General features: G+C 53.5%; 21 protein-coding genes. 17 read left to right on the forward strand and 4 right to left on the reverse strand.

All coding sequences use genetic code 11. The features are described from left to right. The first annotated feature begins 162 nt into the window (after nt 1-162). The 6 genes from ACFR81_RS10550 (at nt 163) to ACFR81_RS10575 (ending at nt 3,963) form a co-directional block, all read left to right on the forward strand. Nucleotides 163-1,506, forward strand: a complete 1,344-nt coding sequence (locus ACFR81_RS10550; protein ID WP_343876424.1) for a TadA family conjugal transfer-associated ATPase — start codon at nt 163-165, stop codon at nt 1,504-1,506. A gap of 64 nt (nt 1,507-1,570) precedes the next feature. After that, entirely contained in the window at nt 1,571-2,221 is a 651-nt protein-coding gene (locus ACFR81_RS10555; protein WP_343876425.1) for a type II secretion system F family protein, read from the forward strand. Continuing rightward, the gene (locus tag ACFR81_RS10560; RefSeq protein WP_343876426.1) at nt 2,218-2,709 is read left to right on the forward strand and encodes a type II secretion system F family protein; all 492 of its coding nucleotides are present in this window, start codon (nt 2,218-2,220) and stop codon (nt 2,707-2,709) included. The genes ACFR81_RS10555 and ACFR81_RS10560 overlap by 4 nt, the downstream gene beginning before the upstream one ends. 56 nt (nt 2,710-2,765) lie before the next feature. Then, on the forward strand, nt 2,766-3,002 hold the full coding sequence (locus ACFR81_RS10565) for a DUF4244 domain-containing protein (protein WP_343876427.1): 237 nt from the start codon (nt 2,766-2,768) through the stop codon (nt 3,000-3,002). 107 nt (nt 3,003-3,109) lie between these two features. After that, nucleotides 3,110-3,583, forward strand: coding sequence for a TadE family type IV pilus minor pilin (locus ACFR81_RS10570; protein ID WP_343876428.1), 474 nt, complete (start codon nt 3,110-3,112; stop codon nt 3,581-3,583). Continuing rightward, nucleotides 3,580-3,963: an Rv3654c family TadE-like protein gene (locus ACFR81_RS10575; RefSeq protein ID WP_343876429.1), complete on the forward strand. Its 384-nt coding sequence runs from the start codon at nt 3,580-3,582 to the stop codon at nt 3,961-3,963. Before ACFR81_RS10570 ends, ACFR81_RS10575 begins: the two co-directional genes overlap by 4 nt. A gap of 25 nt (nt 3,964-3,988) precedes the next feature. Here ACFR81_RS10575 and ACFR81_RS10580 read toward each other — a convergent pair whose 3' ends face one another. Then, nucleotides 3,989-6,397 (reverse strand): DEAD/DEAH box helicase, encoded by a 2,409-nt coding sequence (locus tag ACFR81_RS10580; protein WP_343876456.1) that lies wholly within the window; start codon nt 6,395-6,397, stop codon nt 3,989-3,991. 128 nt (nt 6,398-6,525) lie between these two features. On the opposite strand from ACFR81_RS10580, the gene ACFR81_RS10585 reads away from it, so the two are divergent. The 5 genes from ACFR81_RS10585 to ACFR81_RS10605 all read left to right on the forward strand — a co-directional run bounded on the left by ACFR81_RS10585 (nt 6,526) and on the right by ACFR81_RS10605 (nt 10,658). Then, nucleotides 6,526-6,975: a pyridoxamine 5'-phosphate oxidase family protein gene (locus ACFR81_RS10585; RefSeq protein WP_318275197.1), complete on the forward strand. Its 450-nt coding sequence runs from the start codon at nt 6,526-6,528 to the stop codon at nt 6,973-6,975. A 32-nt stretch (nt 6,976-7,007) separates the two neighbouring features. After that, entirely contained in the window at nt 7,008-8,093 is a 1,086-nt protein-coding gene (locus ACFR81_RS10590; RefSeq protein WP_343876430.1) for an NADH:flavin oxidoreductase/NADH oxidase, read from the forward strand. A 122-nt stretch (nt 8,094-8,215) separates the two neighbouring features. Next, nucleotides 8,216-9,238: an NADP-dependent oxidoreductase gene (locus tag ACFR81_RS10595; protein WP_343876431.1), complete on the forward strand. Its 1,023-nt coding sequence runs from the start codon at nt 8,216-8,218 to the stop codon at nt 9,236-9,238. A 22-nt stretch (nt 9,239-9,260) separates the two neighbouring features. Continuing rightward, entirely contained in the window at nt 9,261-10,160 is a 900-nt protein-coding gene (trhO, locus tag ACFR81_RS10600) for an oxygen-dependent tRNA uridine(34) hydroxylase TrhO (protein ID WP_343876432.1), read from the forward strand. Between the two features lie 15 nt (nt 10,161-10,175). Further along, nucleotides 10,176-10,658 carry a GyrI-like domain-containing protein gene (locus ACFR81_RS10605; RefSeq protein ID WP_343876433.1) on the forward strand — a complete coding sequence of 161 codons (483 nt, stop codon included), beginning with the start codon at nt 10,176-10,178 and terminating at the stop codon, nt 10,656-10,658. A gap of 96 nt (nt 10,659-10,754) precedes the next feature. Here ACFR81_RS10605 and ACFR81_RS10610 read toward each other — a convergent pair whose 3' ends face one another. Next, nucleotides 10,755-10,907 (reverse strand): hypothetical protein, encoded by a 153-nt coding sequence (locus ACFR81_RS10610; protein WP_158004401.1) that lies wholly within the window; start codon nt 10,905-10,907, stop codon nt 10,755-10,757. Nucleotides 10,908-11,271: 364 nt separating this feature from the next. Between ACFR81_RS10610 and ACFR81_RS10615 the strand changes: the two genes are divergently transcribed. Then, nucleotides 11,272-11,397, forward strand: a complete 126-nt coding sequence (locus tag ACFR81_RS10615) for a hypothetical protein (protein WP_343876434.1) — start codon at nt 11,272-11,274, stop codon at nt 11,395-11,397. 29 nt (nt 11,398-11,426) lie between these two features. Here the strand turns inward: ACFR81_RS10615 and ACFR81_RS10620 are convergent, their stop codons facing one another. Together ACFR81_RS10620 and ACFR81_RS10625 are read right to left on the reverse strand one after the other, a co-directional pair. After that, entirely contained in the window at nt 11,427-11,873 is a 447-nt protein-coding gene (locus ACFR81_RS10620) for a pyrimidine dimer DNA glycosylase/endonuclease V (protein WP_343876435.1), read from the reverse strand. A 123-nt stretch (nt 11,874-11,996) separates the two neighbouring features. After that, nucleotides 11,997-12,140, reverse strand: coding sequence for a GNAT family N-acetyltransferase (locus ACFR81_RS10625; protein WP_158004402.1), 144 nt, complete (start codon nt 12,138-12,140; stop codon nt 11,997-11,999). 78 nt (nt 12,141-12,218) lie between these two features. Between ACFR81_RS10625 and ACFR81_RS10630 the strand changes: the two genes are divergently transcribed. The 5 genes from ACFR81_RS10630 to proC all read left to right on the forward strand — a co-directional run bounded on the left by ACFR81_RS10630 (nt 12,219) and on the right by proC (nt 19,228). After that, entirely contained in the window at nt 12,219-13,868 is a 1,650-nt protein-coding gene (locus ACFR81_RS10630; protein ID WP_377148935.1) for a DUF7059 domain-containing protein, read from the forward strand. A gap of 10 nt (nt 13,869-13,878) precedes the next feature. After that, nucleotides 13,879-14,292 (forward strand): pyridoxamine 5'-phosphate oxidase family protein, encoded by a 414-nt coding sequence (locus ACFR81_RS10635; protein WP_068170661.1) that lies wholly within the window; start codon nt 13,879-13,881, stop codon nt 14,290-14,292. Nucleotides 14,293-14,619: 327 nt separating this feature from the next. Next, the gene (gene topA / locus ACFR81_RS10640) at nt 14,620-17,457 is read left to right on the forward strand and encodes a type I DNA topoisomerase (RefSeq protein ID WP_343876437.1); all 2,838 of its coding nucleotides are present in this window, start codon (nt 14,620-14,622) and stop codon (nt 17,455-17,457) included. Nucleotides 17,458-17,571: 114 nt separating this feature from the next. Beyond that, nucleotides 17,572-18,369 carry a sugar phosphate isomerase/epimerase family protein gene (locus ACFR81_RS10645; RefSeq protein WP_343876438.1) on the forward strand — a complete coding sequence of 266 codons (798 nt, stop codon included), beginning with the start codon at nt 17,572-17,574 and terminating at the stop codon, nt 18,367-18,369. A 10-nt stretch (nt 18,370-18,379) separates the two neighbouring features. Continuing rightward, nucleotides 18,380-19,228, forward strand: a complete 849-nt coding sequence (proC, locus tag ACFR81_RS10650; protein ID WP_151145365.1) for a pyrroline-5-carboxylate reductase — start codon at nt 18,380-18,382, stop codon at nt 19,226-19,228. Nucleotides 19,229-19,496 lie beyond the last annotated feature (268 nt).

A 19,496-nucleotide genomic window follows, 5' to 3' on the forward strand; every position in this document is an offset into this window, starting at 1 on the left:
TTGAGCCGAACTTGGGTACCCGCGAAATGTGGATAACTTTTTTACCCCTTTCTTTCGCGAAAATCACAATCGGGTTATCCACAGATTCTCGAATTTCGATTTTGACGCACGAAAAACAGGTGCAATGGGAACGACCCGTTAGCTCACCGGCAGGAGAAATCCGTGGCGAACATCTCAACCATTGCATCAGATGCCTCTACTGAGTCATCTCTTGACCTCGTGGTGCGTAAGGCCCGCGATCGTTTCTTGCTCCAAGAATTTGAGGGACTAGAGGCAGAACCAGAACCGAAGCACACACCCCAGCACAATGCGCCAGCAGAATCTCCTCGCTTTACCCTCAAAGCGCAGTTTGCCCCTGTACACGAGGCACAGAGGTTTACCGCTCCCACAGATTTACCGCAGCTTATTCAAGACATTGATGAAGAAGAAAACAGTCAGTTGGATACGGGTGAACAGCAAGAAGCTCTGCAGCAGCTCAAAGCGCAGATGTATGGGCTCGGTATCTTAGAAGGACTGCTCGATATCCCCGGTATCACCGATATTTTTGTGAACGGCCCGCAAGACATTTGGTACGAAGCCAACGGCGCACTTCATCGCTCAGACCTCGCATTCATCGCTGAACCTGACCTCAGAGCACTGGCCACCCGACTCATTCATAGTGCGGGCGGACGTCTCGATGAAGCTTACCTCAGCGCTGATGTTCTCAACGATCGAGGGCAACGAATCCATGCCATGCTGCCACCCCTCTCACGGCATGGAACTGTACTTTCCATCCGCATTCAGCCTGCGCACCGCGCGTCGTTGGAAGAACTTCAAGAGAGCGGCATGTTCGATGACGACATCGCCGCCGTGCTGCGCTACCTGGTGCGTACCAAAGCTAATTTCCTCGTCAGCGGTGGCACCGGAACAGGAAAAACCACTCTGCTCAATGCCATGCTCTCGCACTGCGAAGAGACAGACCGGATCATTACGATAGAAGATTCTGCAGAGTTAGCGCCTGTCCATCCCCATGTGATTTCTCTGCAGTCCAAAGCGGCCAATGCTGAAGGTAGGGGAGAAGTTTCCCTGACAGAACTAATCCGTCAGGCACTGCGTATGCGGCCGGAAAGACTCATTCTGGGCGAATGCCGTGGAGCGGAGCTTGCGGACATGCTCACCGCAATGAACACCGGGCACGCCGGTTCAGGCGGTACTCTGCATGCCAATTCTGCCGCGGCGGTGCCCGCGCGTCTTCTAGCAATGGGCGCTATGGCAGGCATGACGCCTGAGGCTCTTACTCTTCAAGCACTCACCGCCGTCGAATACGTCATTCATATTTCTCGCGCCGACCACCGGCGATTTATCAGTGAAATTGGTGTGTTCAAACAACACCAGAAGACTCTCAGCGTAGAGCCTTTGTGCCGTTGGGAACGCGGTCGGCGCGGCCAGGTATTGCACTGGACCGACGCAGGAGAACTTCTCAAAGAGGTTGCTCATCAGCGGGCTGGGGGTAGCGGTGAAGACTAGGAGAAAGAATATTTCTAGACCACTACCTCACCGGCTGACTCACAGCAAGGCGGGCATTGAAGAAATGGAGCTGTGGCCCGATACGGTGTGGCGTCTTGCCTCCATGCTGAGGGCAGGTCTAGCTCCAGCGCGAGCGTTCCAACTTCTGGCAGAAGAAAACGCTGAGGACGAAGAAACATCCGGGGAATCCCAGGCGAAGTCACTTTTTACTGGAAAAGAGAATCCACTCCGTGCGAGGAATCGTGCGCTGGAACTGGCCCAGGAAGATATCCAGACTCTACTGACGACGTGTGCGGAGACCGCTGCGAAAGGGCTACCTCTGGCCGAAGCTATGCAAGCGGCTACTTTGAAACGAAACTACTCGAACCAACGGGTCGAGGAACTACGCGCCTGCTGGAATATCGGCGAGCGCACCGGCGCCCCTTTAGCTTCGGTTTTAGAACGATTAGCTCGTTATCTAGAACAAGAGATTGATCTTTCTCAGGCACGAGATTCTGCTATGTCTGGCCCTAAATCGACAGGAACTATCCTCTCGTGGTTGCCGTTGTTGGGTCTGGGATTGGGCATTTTGATGGGGACTAATCCGGTGGGCATCCTCTTGGGGTCAATACCGGGGGCGGTTGCCGGTGTGCTCGGTGTGTTTTTGGCATTAGCTGGACGCCGTTGGACCGCGCGTCTGGTTCAACGGGCGGAGCGGGGGATTGAGCCATCATGAACCGGCTTCGTCTTAACCGTGTAGTCCGCAGAGGAATTTCTGAAGAAGAGCCCCAGCCCCTGAGCCCAGCTCTTTATCTTGATTTGACTGCTTCGATGTTGGCAGCCGGTCTCTCATTGCAGCGGTGCTTGTTAATGATTGCTGACGTCGGCTCGATGCACGCTCGCCGGCAGCTGCGAATGGTGGAGCGGCGTCTTTCGTTAGGTGCTGATTGGCAGACTGCCTGGACTTTTTCTGAGCCAGTTCCTGAGCTAAAGGACTTGCAACGAACCTTGGGGTTTTTGCTAGAGACTGGCGCGCCCACCGCAGATTTACTGACCGTGATGGCGGATCGCCAGCGACGCCACAGCTTCCGCTTTGCCGAACAATCGGCAGCGAAATTGGGTGTGCATCTAGTGGTGCCCTTGGGGTTGTGTTCTTTGCCTGCATTCATCTGTTTGGGGGTGATACCGGTACTTATCTCATTGGTTCCAACACTGGGTTTTTAACTCAGCCTTCTTTCTGGCAATTCAACTTTTATGACAACTAATTTTGAGGAGAAATCATGCAAAAATACACCGCATTCCATCAGGCAGAATCCCAAGAAATCGCTCCCCTTGCAGAAGGCGAGCTCGTGGATTTAGCTCAGGATCCTGAAGCGGGTGCGACCACCGCAGAGTATGGGATTGTTCTACTAGCTGCAGTCGGTTTCGCCGGGCTACTAGTAGTAATTCTCAAATCTGATGCAGTGCGCGCTTTACTGATGGGCATCGTAGAAAAAGCTCTCTCTACGGGGATGTAATTCTAGGCGCTATCTTGCAGAACGCATCGGGCAGGGCACTTTTTGGAGAATCTATCGCCGGTTGCCCTGCCCTCCGTTATTTTTTCAGTTGAGAGGGGAGAACCCGCATGAAGACTTCATCACCCCCAACAGGTTGGAAGGTTCAGCCTGTGCCTTTTCCGCACCGGCGGGGCGGGAAAGGCTCGGCGTCTTGCCGGGCGACCTCTGGTTCTTTCGATTCTTCAGAAGCAGGCGCCGTCACCGCTGAATTTGCCGTGGCTCTACCTGCGGTTATTTTTCTACTGGCTCTTCTACTGGGCTCTATAGCTACCGGCGTGGTTCAGTTGCAACTGGAAGAATCGGCGAGGGTAGGCGCCCGTGCTGCCGCTCGGGGAGAAGCTATTGAGGACGTGCGACGCGTTGCCCAAGAGGTAGGCACAGATATTTCGGTAGTAGTAACAGATCATTCCGAAACGGTGACCGTGCAGACGAGTAGGCAAGCACCGGGGCTCATCGGGGAAATCACAGGGTGGACCCTGTACGCCGATTCGACCATTCCCGCTGAACCGTCGGCGATAAAACCGAGGAAGGAGAAGCTATGATGACGTCGCCGTCTCGTGAGCACGATAGTTCAGAGCGCGGTTCTGGAACGGTACTGGCTTTGGGGCTGGTTTTTGTACTGCTGATTTTCTTCGTCGTCATTGCAGGAGTTATTACTGCTGTATCAGCTCAACATAAAGCAATGGCTGCCGCCGACTTGAGCGCGCTCGCTGCCGCCGATACCGCACGTGGTCTGAGGGAGGGGGAGCCTTGTAACGTAGCTGCGGAGATAGCACGTGTTAACCACGCGGAGTTAAAAGGGTGCGCTCAGCCTGAAGGGTACAGCGGCATTGTGGACGTGCGAACCACCGTGCCTATCGGCGGGCCCTTTACCTGGCTTGGCTCGGCAGAGGGGCTGAGCCGCGCGGGCCCGCCAGAGTAGAATGCTCCTCGCTGATTCGTCCGGCTTATTCATCTCTTGGCATCGCATGCATAAGCATTGCCTCAAGGAGGCGGGCTGCGCCGTCTTTATCCAGCGGATCATTGCGGTTTCCACATTTAGGGGATTGCACGCAGGAGGGACAACCGGTTTCGCACTCGCAGGAGCGGATGGTATCGAGGGTAGCTCGAATCCAGTGCTGGGCGGCAGCAAATCCTCGTTCTGCGAATCCTGCCCCACCCTGGTGGCCGTCATAGACAAAAATGGTGGGTTTCTCGGTATCCATGTGCAGAGCTGTAGAAAGCCCCCCAATATCCCAGCGGTCACACGTAGCAATCAACGGCAACAGCCCTATCGCCGCGTGTTCGGCTGCATGTAAAGTGCCCGGGAAATCGGGTTCTTTGACTCCCGCACCGCTCATTACAGTGGGTTCCATCGTGAACCAAATAGCGGTGGTCATCAGATTTTGAGGGGGCAGATCAAGAATTTCCTCGCCCAGAACCTCTTGACCGATAAGAGATTTGCGTTGATAAGAGACCACCTGCGTGCGGACTCGAACGTGCCCAAAATGCAAGGTGACTGGACCCCACTGCTCGGTCTTGTCTTCAGAGAGAATCTTTACCTCGGTCAGGTCGCGCGATTGAGTGAAGTAATCGGGAAAGACGCGCGAAACAGCAATGACTCGGTTTTCAAGATCTAAGTCTTCAACCACATAGGTGGCAGATTGGTGGGTGTAAATCGCGCCCACATGGCCTTGGTGGTGCGCCTGAGAAGCATCCATCGTTCCCACCACAGTGCCCGTTTCTATCTCAATAATTTGAAGCGGTGAGCCGCCGCCCCCGCGCAAATCTACAAGCTCGGAGGCATTTTCAGGATGGGTCCAGAACCAACCCGTGGCTCGACGTCGTAGGTAACCCTGGGCAACGAGCCGTTCTAATAGTTGCCCGGCGGTAGGGCCAAAGAGCGCCACTTCTTCGGTGCGCAAGGGCAGTTCTGCGACTGCGGCACACAAATGTGGAGATAGCACGTAGGGATTGGTGGGATCAAAAACGGTAGATTCAACCACCGTAAAGATATCTTCGGGGTGGTGCACCAGATAGGTGTCCAGCGGGTCAGCGCTGGCGATTAACACCGAGAGCGATTCTTGCCCTGCGCGTCCGGCACGCCCAATTTGTTGAAAGAACGACGCGCGGGTGCCCGGCCAACCAGCCACGAGCACGGCGTCCAACCCGGCGATATCTATGCCCAGTTCGAGGGCGGAAGTAGAAGCAATACCTAACATCTCGCCGCTACGTAATTGCCGTTCGAGTTCGCGGCGTTCCTCGGGCAGAAAACCTGACCGGTAGGCGGCGACTCGATGGGAGAGACCCGCTTCCACCTCATCAAGATAGCGAGAGGCTGTTTGAGCAATTGCCTCTGCTCCACGGCGCGATTTGATGAAGGCAATAGTTCGGGTGCGTTCAACCACTAAATCGGTGAGCATTTCAGCGCTTTGCTCAATAACCGATTTACGCTGAGGAGCATTCTTCTCGGCTTCAGATTGACCGGTTTCCCGTGGGGTGGAGAGCTTATCGGTAACTTGCTCGCGAAATTCTGGTTCCCAGAGGATCGTGTGGGTTGCGCCGTGCGGAGCAGTGTCCTGGGTAATCGCGGTCACGGCAGAGGAATCAACCCCTAGTAACTTAGCGAAGGATTGCTCAGGCTCGGCAGAGGTCGCGGAGGCACCGAAGAAGACGGGAGAAGCACCGTAGTAACGGCAGATACGGCGTAATCGGCGCAGAAGCACGGCAATATGAGCACCAAAAACCCCTCGATAGCTATGCGCCTCATCGAGCACCACATATTTAAGGCGGCGCACAAAGGAGGACCACTGAGCGTGGTTGGGCAAGATTCCAAAGTGCAACATATCGGGGTTGCAGAGAATGACATTGGCGTGCTGCCTAATCCAACGGCGCTCGGAGGTGGGGGTATCGCCGTCGTATGTTTCAGCTCGCACGGTCGAAAGCCCCAGTGCGCGAATCGAGTTGAGCTGGTCAGCGGCGAGCGCTTTAGTGGGGGAAAGATAAAGGACGGTGGCGCGTTCGTCATCCATGCCCTCTTTAGGTGCTATTTCGCCGCGGTGGACGGCGTTCAGCGAGGGGAGGAGATAGGCCAGTGACTTGCCTGAGGCTGTTCCTGTTGCCAGGATGAGATGCTGGCGATAACCTGTCACCATCGAGGTGTGGGCGAGATCAGCTGCCTGCACTTGATGCAGGTAAGGTTCAGGAACGCCCAAGGATTCGAAGGCATCTTGGACGTCCGGATGAACCCACTCCGGCCAATGTGCGGTGATTGCTTCGCGAGCAGGAATGGAGCGGACGTGAAGAATTTGCTCGGGTACAGGACCGTACCCCAGTTTGGAGATGAGCGAGATGACGCTCGGAGGTAACTGGGCTATGCGCTGGGAGAGCGAGAGGGGTTCTGCTGATTCTTCGGACACGCCTCTATTGTCCCACTCCCCGGTAGAAAGCTCATACACCGGGGTAAGGGCTCAAAATTCCTACCAAAAACTGCAATAATGTGACCATGACTACACCTAAGATGAATATTCAATCCACTCACCAGAACTCATCAGCGCCCCAGCAAGCTCCTGTTACTGAGCTCACCGAGCCTGAGTGCTGGGAACTGGCAGAAAAAACTAGTTTTGCTCGCCTGGGCACGGTAGATAATGGAGAAGTCTTCATTACCCCGCTCAATATCGTTACTTCTGAAGGAAAAATCTTTTTCCGCACCGCGCACGGTTCTAAACTCACAAACCTTATCCTCAATGAGAAAGTCACGATTGAATTTGATAAGGCTGAGGGCGGTTCTGCCTATTCAGTGAATATTTTTGGGACTGCACGGTTGCTTACGGACTCTTCTGAATTGGAGCGAGCTGCGCAGCTGCCTCTTACCCCGTGGATTCGTACGGAGAAAATTGAGTTTGTAGAGATTACTCCTAGCGCGATGACCGGGCGGCGTTTTATCCTGGGCTAAGACCATATTCACTGTGAAAGGTGTCTTTTTCCATGGCTTCTCAGCTTTTTGAACCCATCACATTGCGCGATGTGCAGTTTCGTAATCGCCTCTGGGTTCCGCCCATGTGCCAGTATTCGGCGCTCAATAAAGATGGTGTGCCCACTTCTTGGCATGAAGTTCATTATGCTTCAATGGCGCGCGGTGGAGCAGGCGCCATCGTGGTGGAAATGACCAACGTGGAACCGGAAGGGCGTATTAGCCCGCACTGTTTAGGTTTGTGGAATGACGAGCAGAAAGAGGCATTCGTTCCCATTGTTCAGGGCATCAAAGCCGCTGGTGCCCGAGCTGGAATCCAGATTGGTCACGCGGGGCGAAAAGCTTCCACCCACCCCGAATGGGGTACCGACGGTTCGGGATCGCTGGCAGAAGATGAAGGCGGCTGGCCTACAGTGGGGCCTTCAGCAGTGGCTTTTCCCGGCCTTAAAGATCCAGAGGAACTGGACACCGAAAACATCAAGCGGCTCGTGAAAGCCTACGGCGATGCCGCCGCGCGTGCGGTCGACGCTGGTTTTGAGTTCCTCGAAATTCACGGCGCACACGGTTATCTTCTCACCGAGTTTCTCTCGCCGCTGTCAAATGAGAGAACCGATGAATATGGTGGCTCTTTAGAAAATCGCGCTCGCTTTCTGCTCCAAGTAGCCGATGCTATGCGCCAGCGGATGCCTGAGGGCATGCCGCTTCTCGCTCGTCTTTCGGCAACAGAGTGGGTCGACGGCGGCATTACAGTCGATGAAACCGTGCAGGTAGCACGCTGGCTCAAAGAGCACGGGGTGGACATGATTGATGTTTCTACCGGCGGAAATTACCCTGCCAAGATTTCGGTTTTCCCGGGATACCAGGTGCCGGCGGCAACGCGCATCAAGAATGAAGCCGATATTCCTGTTAGTGCTGTAGGAATGATTAATGAGCCGCGTACAGCAGAATTTTTGGTCAGTAGCGGTCAGACAGATGTCATCATGAACGGTCGAGAAATCCTGCGTGATCATGCTTATCCGCTACACGCGGCAGCAGAGCTCAAAGCAGAAATCGATTACGTGCCCCCGCAGTATCAGAGGGCTTACAGAACCCGCCGATAATTTCGCGCTCTCTACCACCACTAGGCGTAGACCGAACCCTTTGCGGTTTACTGTGCCTGGCGGTGGGGGTGGCTCTTTTAACATCGTGGAATAAGGCGGGAACGAGTCGTGTTGTACTTGCTATGACTGAACATCTTCACACCAGCACCCAGATTCAACTCGTCCAGCGCCCTCAGGGCATTCCCACCGAACATGATTTCCATATTCAGCGCGTAGAACTGTCGCCCTTGAATGAGGGTGAGGTACGCGTACGCAATGAATTCATTTCCGTTGACCCTTATATGCGCGGACGTATGAACGATTCGAAATCCTACATCCCACCCTTTCCTCTAGGGGAGACCATGACGGGTTCGGCGGTAGGGCGCGTCATCGAAAGTCGTGCCGAGGGGTTCTCTGAAGGTGATTTGGTTACCCACTTTATGGGGTGGCGTGATATCGCTCAGGGGAGTGCCGAAGAATTTACCGCAGTACCCGAGTTGGGGGATAAGCCGGTCTCGGCGTACTTGGGTGTTTTGGGGCTTACCGGCATGACTGCTTTTGCCGGGCTTACTAAAGTGGCTCAGATGAAAGATGGTGATACCGTCTTCGTCTCTGGCGCCGCAGGAGCTGTGGGTTCCATTGTGGGGCAGATTGCCCGCCATCGCGGTGCCCGCGCCGTCATCGGGTCGGCAGGCTCAGCAGAGAAAACAGCGCTTTTGACTGAACGCTACGGGTTTACCCACGCCATCAATTACAAAGAAGCGCCCGTCCTCGAGCAGCTTGCGGAGGTAGCTCCCGAAGGCATCGACGTCTACTTCGATAACGTCGGAGGTGACCATCTCGAAGCAGCCTTAGCGCACCTGAACCGTTATGGACGCGCCGCCCTGTGTGGAGCAATCTCGATGTACAACGCAGAGGACCCCCTATCACTACAGGGTCCGCGCTTCATGACCAACATCGTTACCCGATCCCTCACCCTGCAGGGCTTCGTTTTGCAGGACTACCTCCAGTACGCCGATGAATTCCGCGCCGAAATCGCCCCGCTGGTTATGGATGGAACTATCAAGGACGACGAAACAGTAGTCGAAGGTCTCGACCAGGCCATTGGGGCCTTCCTTGGACTTTTCGAAGGAAAGAACACCGGCAAGATGGTCGTCCGCATTTAGCGCAAAGACTAGAATGGTACCCGTGGCTCAAGAACGAATTATCCTGTATTACTGCTTTGCTCCTATCACCGACCCCACCGCCGTCATGCTCTGGCAGCGTGCTTTGTGCGAAAAATTGGGTCTGACAGGGCGAATCCTCATTTCCAAACACGGAATCAACGGCACTCTCGGCGGCGACGTCAATGCCCTCAAACAGTACGGTAAAACTACCCGCCAGTACCCCGGCTTTGGCAAATTGGAACTCAAGTGGTCCGACGGTGGTTCGGCTGACTTCCCCAAACTGTCGGTGCGCGCCCGCGATGAAATCGTGGCGTTTGGTGCCCCGGATGAGTTGAAGGTGGATGAAAACGGCGTGGTCGGCGGTGGCATCCATTTGAAGCCCGAAGAGGTGAACAAGCTGGTTGAAGAGCGCGATGACGTGGTCTTCTTTGATGGTCGCAACGCCTACGAGGCAAAAATCGGTAAATTCAAGAACGCGATTGTTCCCGACGTCAACACCACCCACGATTTCATCAAGGAAATCGAATCGGGTAAGTATGACGGTTTGAAGGACAAACCCGTTATTACGTACTGCACCGGTGGTATCCGCTGTGAAATTCTTTCGGCGCTGATGAAGAACCGCGGGTTCAAAGAGATTTATCAGATTGATGGCGGCATCGTTCGCTACGGCGAGAAGTATGGGGATTCGGGACTCTGGGAAGGTTCTCTCTATATCTTCGATAAGCGCATGACGATGAATTTCTCTCCCGATACTCTCACTATTGGCGAGTGTGAGCACTGCGGTGCCCCGGCGAATAAGTTTGAAAACCTTGATGATATGGGCGGGCGCGCGCTAGTTTTGCTGTGCGATAGCTGCATTGAGAAATCTCAGGCTAAGCGTGAGGCAATGCAGAGCGACCAAGAATCTGTTCAGACTCAGTAAACGCAGTAGGAGTTTATGGAAACCGCACTCATTGAATACGGTACGTTTCTGGTAGCGGGTAAGACGATCCAAGCTACCCCGCAGAGCGATTTTGCGCGGGTGTGGCAGGATTTATTCGCCCAGTTAAGCCCGGAACAGGTTCAGGCTTGTGAGAAGTTGCAGGCGGTGGGCGTGATGATGCCCGACGCCGACGACACCGGTTTCACCTATACCGCTGGTTTTATGGTGAAGGGTATCGCTGAAGTTTCTGCGTTAGGACTTACCGGTGTGGTGGTGCCTGCAGCAATGTATGCCACAGTGCTCGTGCAGGGGGCCGTACCCGATTGCATTAAGCCCGGTTTCGAGTATCTTCACTCGGAGTTTATTCCTGCCAAGGGGGCTGAGCCCACGGGTGTCAATCTTGAGGTGTATGGGCCGGGTAATCGTGAGTCTGAGGATTATCGGATGTATCTGTGGAGTGCAGTGTCCGGACTTGAGGTTCAACCACATCGCGCCTAATGCTTTGTTAAACAGCTGTGACCGTGTATCCCTAAACACACGGTCACAGTCATTTAAAGGTGCCTAAAGTGACTTCAGAAGGTAGATGCGGAGCAACTAAGCGTTCTTTGCGGATTGGAGGTCCGCTTGGAGCTTGTTAAGGATTTCTTCGACTATCTCGGGGGAGACAGGAGAAGTACCATTTGCAAGCCGCGCCTGCCAGTCAGCAATTGACTTTTCAATGTTTTCAATATTCTGAGCATCTGCCATAAGGTCAGTCTACTGGATAATTTGCTGTTATTACTAGTCGGTAATGAAAATTACGGCGGAAGGAATAAATTTTTTTTACCGCATGCAGTCATACCTCTATCTTTTAGATTGAGCACCCCTGGTCCGGAAAAATATGCTTCTGACAAGCCATAACGCAACTTGGTAAGAATTTGAAATATTGAGCAGAGGGAGTATTGATGCATATAAATATTGCTGGGCTCTATTTTTATTATATTTTCGGGTTTTACCCAGACTAGGAGAAAATGATGGAGAAACCTGATAGACGGGGGCGGAACGCTCTGTTAGTTTGTGCTCATGGATTACTTCATTCGCGATGCTCAGGTCCAAGACGCGCGGGCATTAGTTGAGATTTAATGAAAGCCAGGGGTTTAGCCTTACGGGACGAGTCCGCGAGGAGCCGTTGGGCGACGTCGTCCTTAAAGATTTGCAGATGCTGAGGCATCTTGGGTCTGTAGCGGTGGAAGATTAAATCTCCCCTGAACTATAAGCGCAGGAAAGCTAAATGTCTTTCACTTTCTCCCACGGTTCAATACCGCCGGGAACGATGAAGAAAAGCGGGTGAAGCGCTGGTTTCTCTAGTCCGTGAAGATGCTCAGCAAACCACTTTTCATCCCGCTTTTCGACTTTCTGCATCAAAAAAGCAAGCTCGTACTCTGCTTGCCCCACGGTTACGGGAATGAGAGGCTTTTCAAGCTGCGCAATGCCCGCAATCTTTGAACGGTCAAAATGGTAGCCACGTGAGTCTGCTTCGTCGCACAGACCGTGAAGGTAACTCGCGATAGTCTCTAAAGGGTTCGACGTCGTGCGAAAGCGGTGAAGCTGGGGATGATTGGTGTAGCCTCGCGTGAGCCCCTGGAGCACTTTTTGGGCAAGGAGGGTTTCGCGCCAGCACGCAACCAGCCCCTTCGAATCCAAGAGCGACGGGTGGATTGACCAGATACGCATTATGACATCTCCTGAGGGTGAGTGGAATAAAGAGTGTGCGTCAGAAGCACAAGTTTAAAGTCGCTGAGGTAAGCAAAACCGGCCACCGCATCATGCTCATCTACTGCCACCATGACCTGCCTGTTACCCCTCCCACCAGCGTGTCTGATCTTCTACCGTGAGCGGTTCGAGATCGTAGCTGGCAGTAGTTCCTACGCCACCCTCGTTGTAGATGGCGTTAATAGCAAGTATGTCTTTTTCGTTGGCGTGACGAAGTGAAATGCTCATAAATGCAAGGCTAGCAGGGGAGTGTTTCAGCGGTGTTACTCTTCCAAAACGTGTGGTCTACTGTGCCACAATAAGACTGTGACTATCTCTGATTTTTCTTGTGTTCCAGGCGCACCCCAAAGTACTGATTTGCCCGCTCTTCAGCAATTCGCTGAAGGTTTACGGGCCGCTAATTATTCTCAAGAGGCGATTGCTACCCTCATAGGCGATGGTGCCTACGCGGCTTTACAGCGCGATCAGATAGTGCCCGCACAGCTACAGATAGAGAAACTTACCGATTCCGCAGATTTATCTGAGCAAGAGGTCGCGCTCGCCTTACTTGTTTCTTTCTTTCTGCTGGGAAACCCACTCACTGCATCCGAGCTTGACCAGGCACTGAACAGCAACTCAGGTAACGCCGCAACACTACTGCGCTCCTTAGGTGTTGCCGAGCCAAATATTGCAGAGACAGCCGAATCAACTTTCCGCGCTTCGGTAGATATACGCCCTCATTCAGCAGACGACGGCGTCGATATCTGGGTGGCTTCAGACCTTCCAGCTCACATCCGCCGTGGTACCTTGCGCAAGGACCACGTCCTGGGAATCGGACATGCGTCGAGAAGTCTTGCTCAATTCACCGAACGTCAGGCTGCTCAGCGAGCACTTGATTTAGGAACCGGCTGTGGGATTCAGACCTTTCACTTGCTGAGCCACTGTGAACACGTCACTGCTACAGATATATCCGAGCGGGCTTTGGGATTTACCGCTTTTAACCTTTTACTCAACGCTTCGGCATTGGGGATCGACCCTCAGCAGCCGGACGATCGAGTCATCCTCAAGCTGGGGTCTTTACTCGAGCCCGTAGAGGGTGAAAAATTCGATCTAGTAGTGTCCAACCCTCCCTTCGTTATTACCCCGCGCAGTGAAGGAGAAAACGCCGCATCCCAATTTACCTATCGCGATGGCGGTATGGCAGGGGACCAAATTGTTTCTACTTTAGTTCGCCAGCTCGGAACTGTACTCAACGACGGCGGCACCGCGCAGATGCTGGGTAACTGGGAAATCCCCGGTGATTCTGAGGAACAAAAAGAGTGGGACGAACGCCCCCGCCAGTGGGTTGGCGACTCCATGGAGGCATGGTTTATTCAGCGCGAAGAGCTTACCCCCGAGCAGTATGCCGAAACCTGGCTGCGCGATTCGAGTGAAACCGCAGATAGGGCTGCCTTTGAGGCGTCTTACCGCCGGTACCTGCTTGATTTTTCTGCACGCTCGGTCAGCGCGATTGGTTTTGGCATGATTTGGCTACGCCGCCCCGCAAAAGACGCTCCCGAGCCCTTATTACGCCGGTTCGAGGAAATCACTTACCCCATCCAGCAGCCCTTGGGACCGTTTATGACCGAAGCAATCGAGCTTTTCGATTCTTCAGCTCACCTCAGCGATGAGGAACTTCTTTCCCTTCATCTCATGGTGGCGCCCGACGTCACCGAAGAACGACATACCGAACCAGGCGCTGAACATCCCGGTGTGATTTTGCTGCGCGAAGGAGCAGGTCTGCGTCGAACTATCTTGGAGTCAACGGCGACTGCCGGCTTCGTTTCCGCCTGCGACGGCGAACTTTCGGTGGGGCAAATCGTCGGCGCTTTAGAAGCACTCCTAGGGTGGGACGGCGATTCCGAGCGGCAGGAACTCTTAGGTCACATTCGTGAGTTGATCCTCAAAGGTTTCCTGAGAATAGATGCGGGGAACTAGACTAACTTCCATGGTAGACCCAACACCGAACGACCATCCGCTCACCGATCTCAACGAAGAGACCTGCTGGGCGCTTCTCAACGCGCACAGCATCGGTAGACTCGCTCTGCGGTCGGGAAACAAGATAGATATTCTGACCGTGAAATACGCCGTGTATCAAGGACGTATCTATTTTCAGTCCAAAGCGGGTGAAAATTTTAGCTCTATTGTGGTGAGCCGCCAGGTTGCTTTTGAGATTGATGAGGCACGTAGCGATACCGTGAAATCGGTGATTGTACACGGAACTGCCGAATGGCATTTTCATGAGATGCCGATTAATCCTGCTGTGCTGGATGACGTGCGGATAGACAGCGGGGAGAACATGAATTGGGTGGTAGTGACACCGGAATCTATATCGGGGCGAGAGCTCAGAATCCTCGGTTAGTGTTACGGTTTTGTTGAGATTTATTCAATATATGAGGAGCCAGGCAAGCACAGCACTAAGGTGAACTGGCTGGGTCTGGCATGAATCACCTAGTGAGCGCCAGCGAACTCGGTGAGAAGGTTAGTTCACCGGTGCTGTGCTTGCCTGGGGACTGAGGACACTTTTGAATAGTCTCAGCTACATCAACGGGTGAGGTTCAACTTGCGGTGCAGAGTTCTTTGAATGTAGTGACCGCCCTGGAGCTATCTACCCACCCACTCAACTTTTGCCAGTCAATGTGCGCTATTGTTGAGCAATATATACCAGAGACCATTTTCAAGGAGCGCTGTGCCCACCACTGCCAAGGCCACTGCAAACCACGGTAAATCCCTACTCATCGTAGAGTCGCCGTCTAAGGTGAAGACTATTAGCGGCTACCTCGGTGATGCCTTTGAGGTTGAATCCTCAATGGGTCATATCCGCGATCTTCCTCAGCCCTCAGAATTACCTGAAGAGTTGAAGAAGTCGCCGGTGGGCAAGTTTGCGGTTGATTTGGAAGATAACTTTGAACCCTACTATCAGGTGAATCCTGATAAAAAGAAGAAAGTTACCGAACTGAAGCGCAAGCTGAAAGAGGCAGACGCCCTCTATCTGGCAACCGATGGGGACCGCGAAGGCGAAGCAATTGCGTGGCATCTTTTGCAGGTGCTCAAGCCCAAGGTTCCTGTGTATCGTTTGACGTTCCCAGAAATTACTCGTGAAGCTGTAGAGCGTGCTTTCGGTGAATTACGTGATATCGATCAGGACTTAGTGGACGCGCAGGAAACCCGCCGTGTGCTTGATCGTCTCTATGGATATGAGCTTTCACCAGTGCTGTGGCGTAAGGTATCCCGCGGTCTTTCGGCAGGCCGTGTGCAGTCTGTTGCAACTCGTTTGGTGGTTGAGCGCGAGCGCGAGCGTATGGCTTTCCGATCGGCTAATTACTGGGATTTGACCGGTACATTCTCTACGGCAAAGCAGGAAGAATTCACCGCTAAACTCTCGGCGATAGACGGCGCTCGCGTGGCAACGGGTAAGGATTTTGGCGACGACGGCGTGCTTAAGGCGGCGTCCAAAGCTAAGGTGGCTCATCTCGATGAGGCGAATGCGCACTCTCTTGCAGAGGCTCTGAAGGATTCGACTTTTGCCGTTCGCTCGGTTGAAACCAAGCCTTATACCCGCCGTCCAGCGGCTCCTTTTACCACTTCTACTTTGCAACAGGAAGCTGCTCGCAAGCTACGTTTTTCTTCCCGTTCTACGATGCAGGTAGCTCAGCGCCTGTATGAAAACGGCTATATCACCTATATGCGTACCGACTCGGTGGCGCTCTCTACCCAGGCGATTAATGCGGCTCGTACACAGGCGAATGAGCTGTACGGTGCTGAATTTGTGCCGAGTTCACCTCGTAACTACGCATCAAAGTCGAAAAATGCTCAGGAAGCTCACGAGGCAATCCGCCCCGCAGGTGATTCCTTCCGCACTCCGAGCCAGGTGAAGAGCGCGCTGAGCCCCGATGAGTTCCGTCTCTACGAGCTTATTTGGAAGCGCACCGTTGCATCCCAAATGGCAGATGCCAAGGGTTCGACCGCTTCTATCAAACTGGGTGCCCAGGCATCCGATGGTCGCGACACCGAATTCTCAGCGTCCGGCACCGTGATCACCTTCCGAGGTTTCCTTGCAGCTTATGAAGAAGGACGCGACGCCACTCGGGCAGAATCCAAAACCGAAGAGGTAAAGGGTGAGAAGCGCCTTCCTCAGCTGGCAGAAAAGGATGCCCTGAGCGCATCCGATATTCAGGCTGTAGGGCATGACACTACAGCACCTCCTCGCTACACCGAAGCTTCTTTGGTGAAGGCACTCGACGAGCTTGGGATTGGTCGCCCCTCGACCTATGCCGCCACGATTTCTACCATCATGGACCGCGGTTACGTCAACAACCGCTCAGGTTCGCTGGTTCCTTCCTGGACGGCGTTCTCTGTGGTTCGCTTGCTCGAAGAGCACTTCAACCGCTATGTAGACTACGAATTCACCGCAGCGATGGAAGAAGACCTCGACCGTATTGCCCGGGGCGAGGAAAATCGTCCTCATTGGCTGGGGGAGTTCTACTTTGGTGGAGAAGACAAAAAGGGTCTCAAGCCTATCGTCGATAACTTGGGAGATATTGACGCGCGTGCCATTAACTCCATTGAGATCGCAGACGGCATTACCCTGCGCGTAGGCAAATTCGGCCCTTACCTTGAAATGGGCGGCGAAATTAATACTGAGACCGGTGAAATTACCGATCCCATCCGCGCTAACGTTCCATCCGATATGGCTCCCGATGAACTCACCGCTGAAAAAGCAGCTGAACTCATCGAAAAGGGTAAATCAGACGGGCGGGAGCTCGGTGTAGACCCGGAGACCGGCCGAACTATCGTCGCCAGGGATGGCCGATACGGCCCGTACGTCACCGAAGTAATCCCCGAGATGAGCGAAGAAGACATCCAGAAGTGGATGGATGAGCAGCCCACCGAGTACTACAAGAACGGGCGGGCTAAACCGAAGAAGAAGCCCAAGCCTGAAAAGCCCCGCACAGGTTCACTGTTCAAGTCGATGGACCTTGCCACGGTAACTCTGGAAGATGCTCTCAAGTTGATGAACCTTCCCCGCGTTCTGGGGCAGGACGAAGAGGGCAACGATATTACCGTGCAGAACGGTCGTTTTGGTCCTTACCTGAAAAAGGGCACCGATTCGCGTTCGCTGGGTTCTGAAGAAGAGATTTTCACTATCACGTTGGAGCAGGCGAAAGAAATTTATTCTCAGCCTAAGCAGCGTGGTCGTGGCACTGCTAAGCCACCTCTGGCTGAGCTGGGCGTTGACCCGGTTTCTGAGAAAAAGATCGTGATTAAGGACGGCCGCTTTGGTCCCTACATCACCGACGGCGTCACCAACATTACGGTTCCCCGCAGCGAAACTATAGAGTCGGTAACGCACGAACGCGCGGTAGAGCTTCTGGCAGAAAAACGTGCTAAGGGTCCGGTCAAACGCAAAACGACAGCAAAGAAAGCCCCTGCCAAGAAGGCTCCAGCTAAGAAGACAGCAACAAAGAAACCCGCTGCCAAAAAGGCGCCGGCGAAAAAAGCTCCGGCGAAGAAAACTGCTGAATAATTAGTTTTCTTCTGTCAGTATCAAGCACCCTTCCTTTTCAGGAAGGGTGCTTACACTTTTAACGGATAGTGTTAATGTGCAGTTACGCTGATGCAAATCGCCAAGGAGACCACGATGGATAGTACGCAGAATCATCAAATAGAGGTAGCGCTTTCTACGTCGTGCCTCTTTCCGCCCAGCGTTCCCGAGACCTTTTCGACGGCGGTCGATTTAGGGTATGACAGCGTGGAAGTCATGATTACCGGAAACGCACTTTCCCAAGAACCCCACGATCTCTTGGAGCTAGTGCAAAAGTTTCAGATTCCTATCTCTGCCATCCACGCGCCTACTCTTCTGCTTACCCAGCAGGTGTGGGGTCGTGCCTGGAACAAGATGCAGATGGCAGCGAAAATGACCAATGATGTGGGCGCGAACGTCATTGTTGCTCACCCACCTTTCCGTTGGCAAAAAGCGTATGCCAAGAACTTCGTGGAGGGCGTACGCGAAATTTCGCAGGCAGAGGGCGTCAAAATCGCTGTAGAGAATATGTACCCGTGGAGTGCTGCTGGGCAGGAAGTAGAAATGTATGCCCCTCACTGGGATCCTACGCGGTTTGACTATGACTGGATGACGTGGGATTTCTCCCATGCTGCCGCAGCCAAGGTAGATTCGTTAGAATTCGTGAAGAAAATTGGAGACCGCCTAGGGCACGTGCATCTGACAGATGGTAGTGGGGACAAGGTCATGGACGAGCATCTCATGCCCGGATACGGGTCGCAGCCGGTAGCTGAGACTCTCGAATATTTGGCAGAGAAGAAGTGGAACGGCGTCGTCTGCGCTGAAATCTCAACCAAGGGTAAGAGCGCAGCTCGTCGAGATGAAATGTTGCATGAGACTTTGCAGTTTGCACACTGCCACTTGGGCAGATCATAAAGGAGAGATGATGAGCGAGAAAATTGTAACTTTTATTGGTACTGGCTCCATGAATGGAGCCATTGCATCAGGACTGTTAGCTAGTGGCTTTCATGCCCAGAACGTGCGTGCTACCGTCCACAGCGCCAAAAGCGCTCAGGAGCTTCCAGAGAAGCTGGGAGAAGAAGCAGAAGGGGTAGAGGTCTTTTCCTCTGAGGTGTCCGCAGATGCCAACCAGAAAGCTGTTCAAGGCGCTGCGGCAGTCTTGCTTGGAGTGAAGCCCTACGACATCCTGGATGTCCTTGAATCTCTCAAAGACGCGCTGGACGAGGAAACCGTGGTGATTTCCGTTGCCGCGGGCGTTTCACTGGATTCCCTCCAAAAAGCGGCAGGGAAAAAACAACCTGTCATTCGCTGCATGCCTAATACTCCCGCGCGCGTAGGCAAAGGTGCCCTTGCATATTCTGCAGGTTCAACCGTCACCGCTGAGCAACGCAAACTGGCAGAGGAAATCCTCGGAGCAGTCGGAATGGTTTTCCAGGTAGAAGAAGAACAGATGGATGCCGTCACCGCCCTCTCTGGCTCGGGTCCCGCCTACGCCTTCCTGCTAGCAGAATGCATGAAGAAAGCAGGTATGGAACTGGGGATTGACGAAGAACTGGCTAAAAATCTCGCCTCAACTACCGTGGCAGGCGCAGGAGCACTTCTAGAAAAAGACCCTAATCCTGAGGATCTCCGCAAAGCTGTTACCAGCCCAGGTGGAACCACAGAACAAGCTATTAAGGCTTTTCAGGAGGGCGGTATCGAAGAGCTTACGTTGCGTGCCATGACAGCCAACGCGCAGAAATCTGCCGAGATGAGCCAGGAATATAACAAGTAACTTGCTAACTAGGCACAGCAACGGGAAACTAACCTTCTCACCTGAATTCGCTGGCGCTCATTGAGGTGATTCACGTCAGACCCAGCCAGTTCACCTTGTGCTGTGCCTGGTTAGTCTCTTCGACATAAGTTAAAAAAAGAAAGCTTCGACTGTAGGGAATCAGTCGAAGCTTTCCTGAATGCTCACTCGAAAGTTTGCATTCCAGTTTTGTTGTCTCAACGTCCGGCTTAGGGGATGCCGGCTCTTTGTCGAGAGTCCTAAACTGATT

Source organism: Rothia amarae (genome assembly GCF_042677725.1).
Taxonomy (GTDB): Bacteria; Actinomycetota; Actinomycetes; order Actinomycetales; family Micrococcaceae; genus Rothia; species Rothia amarae.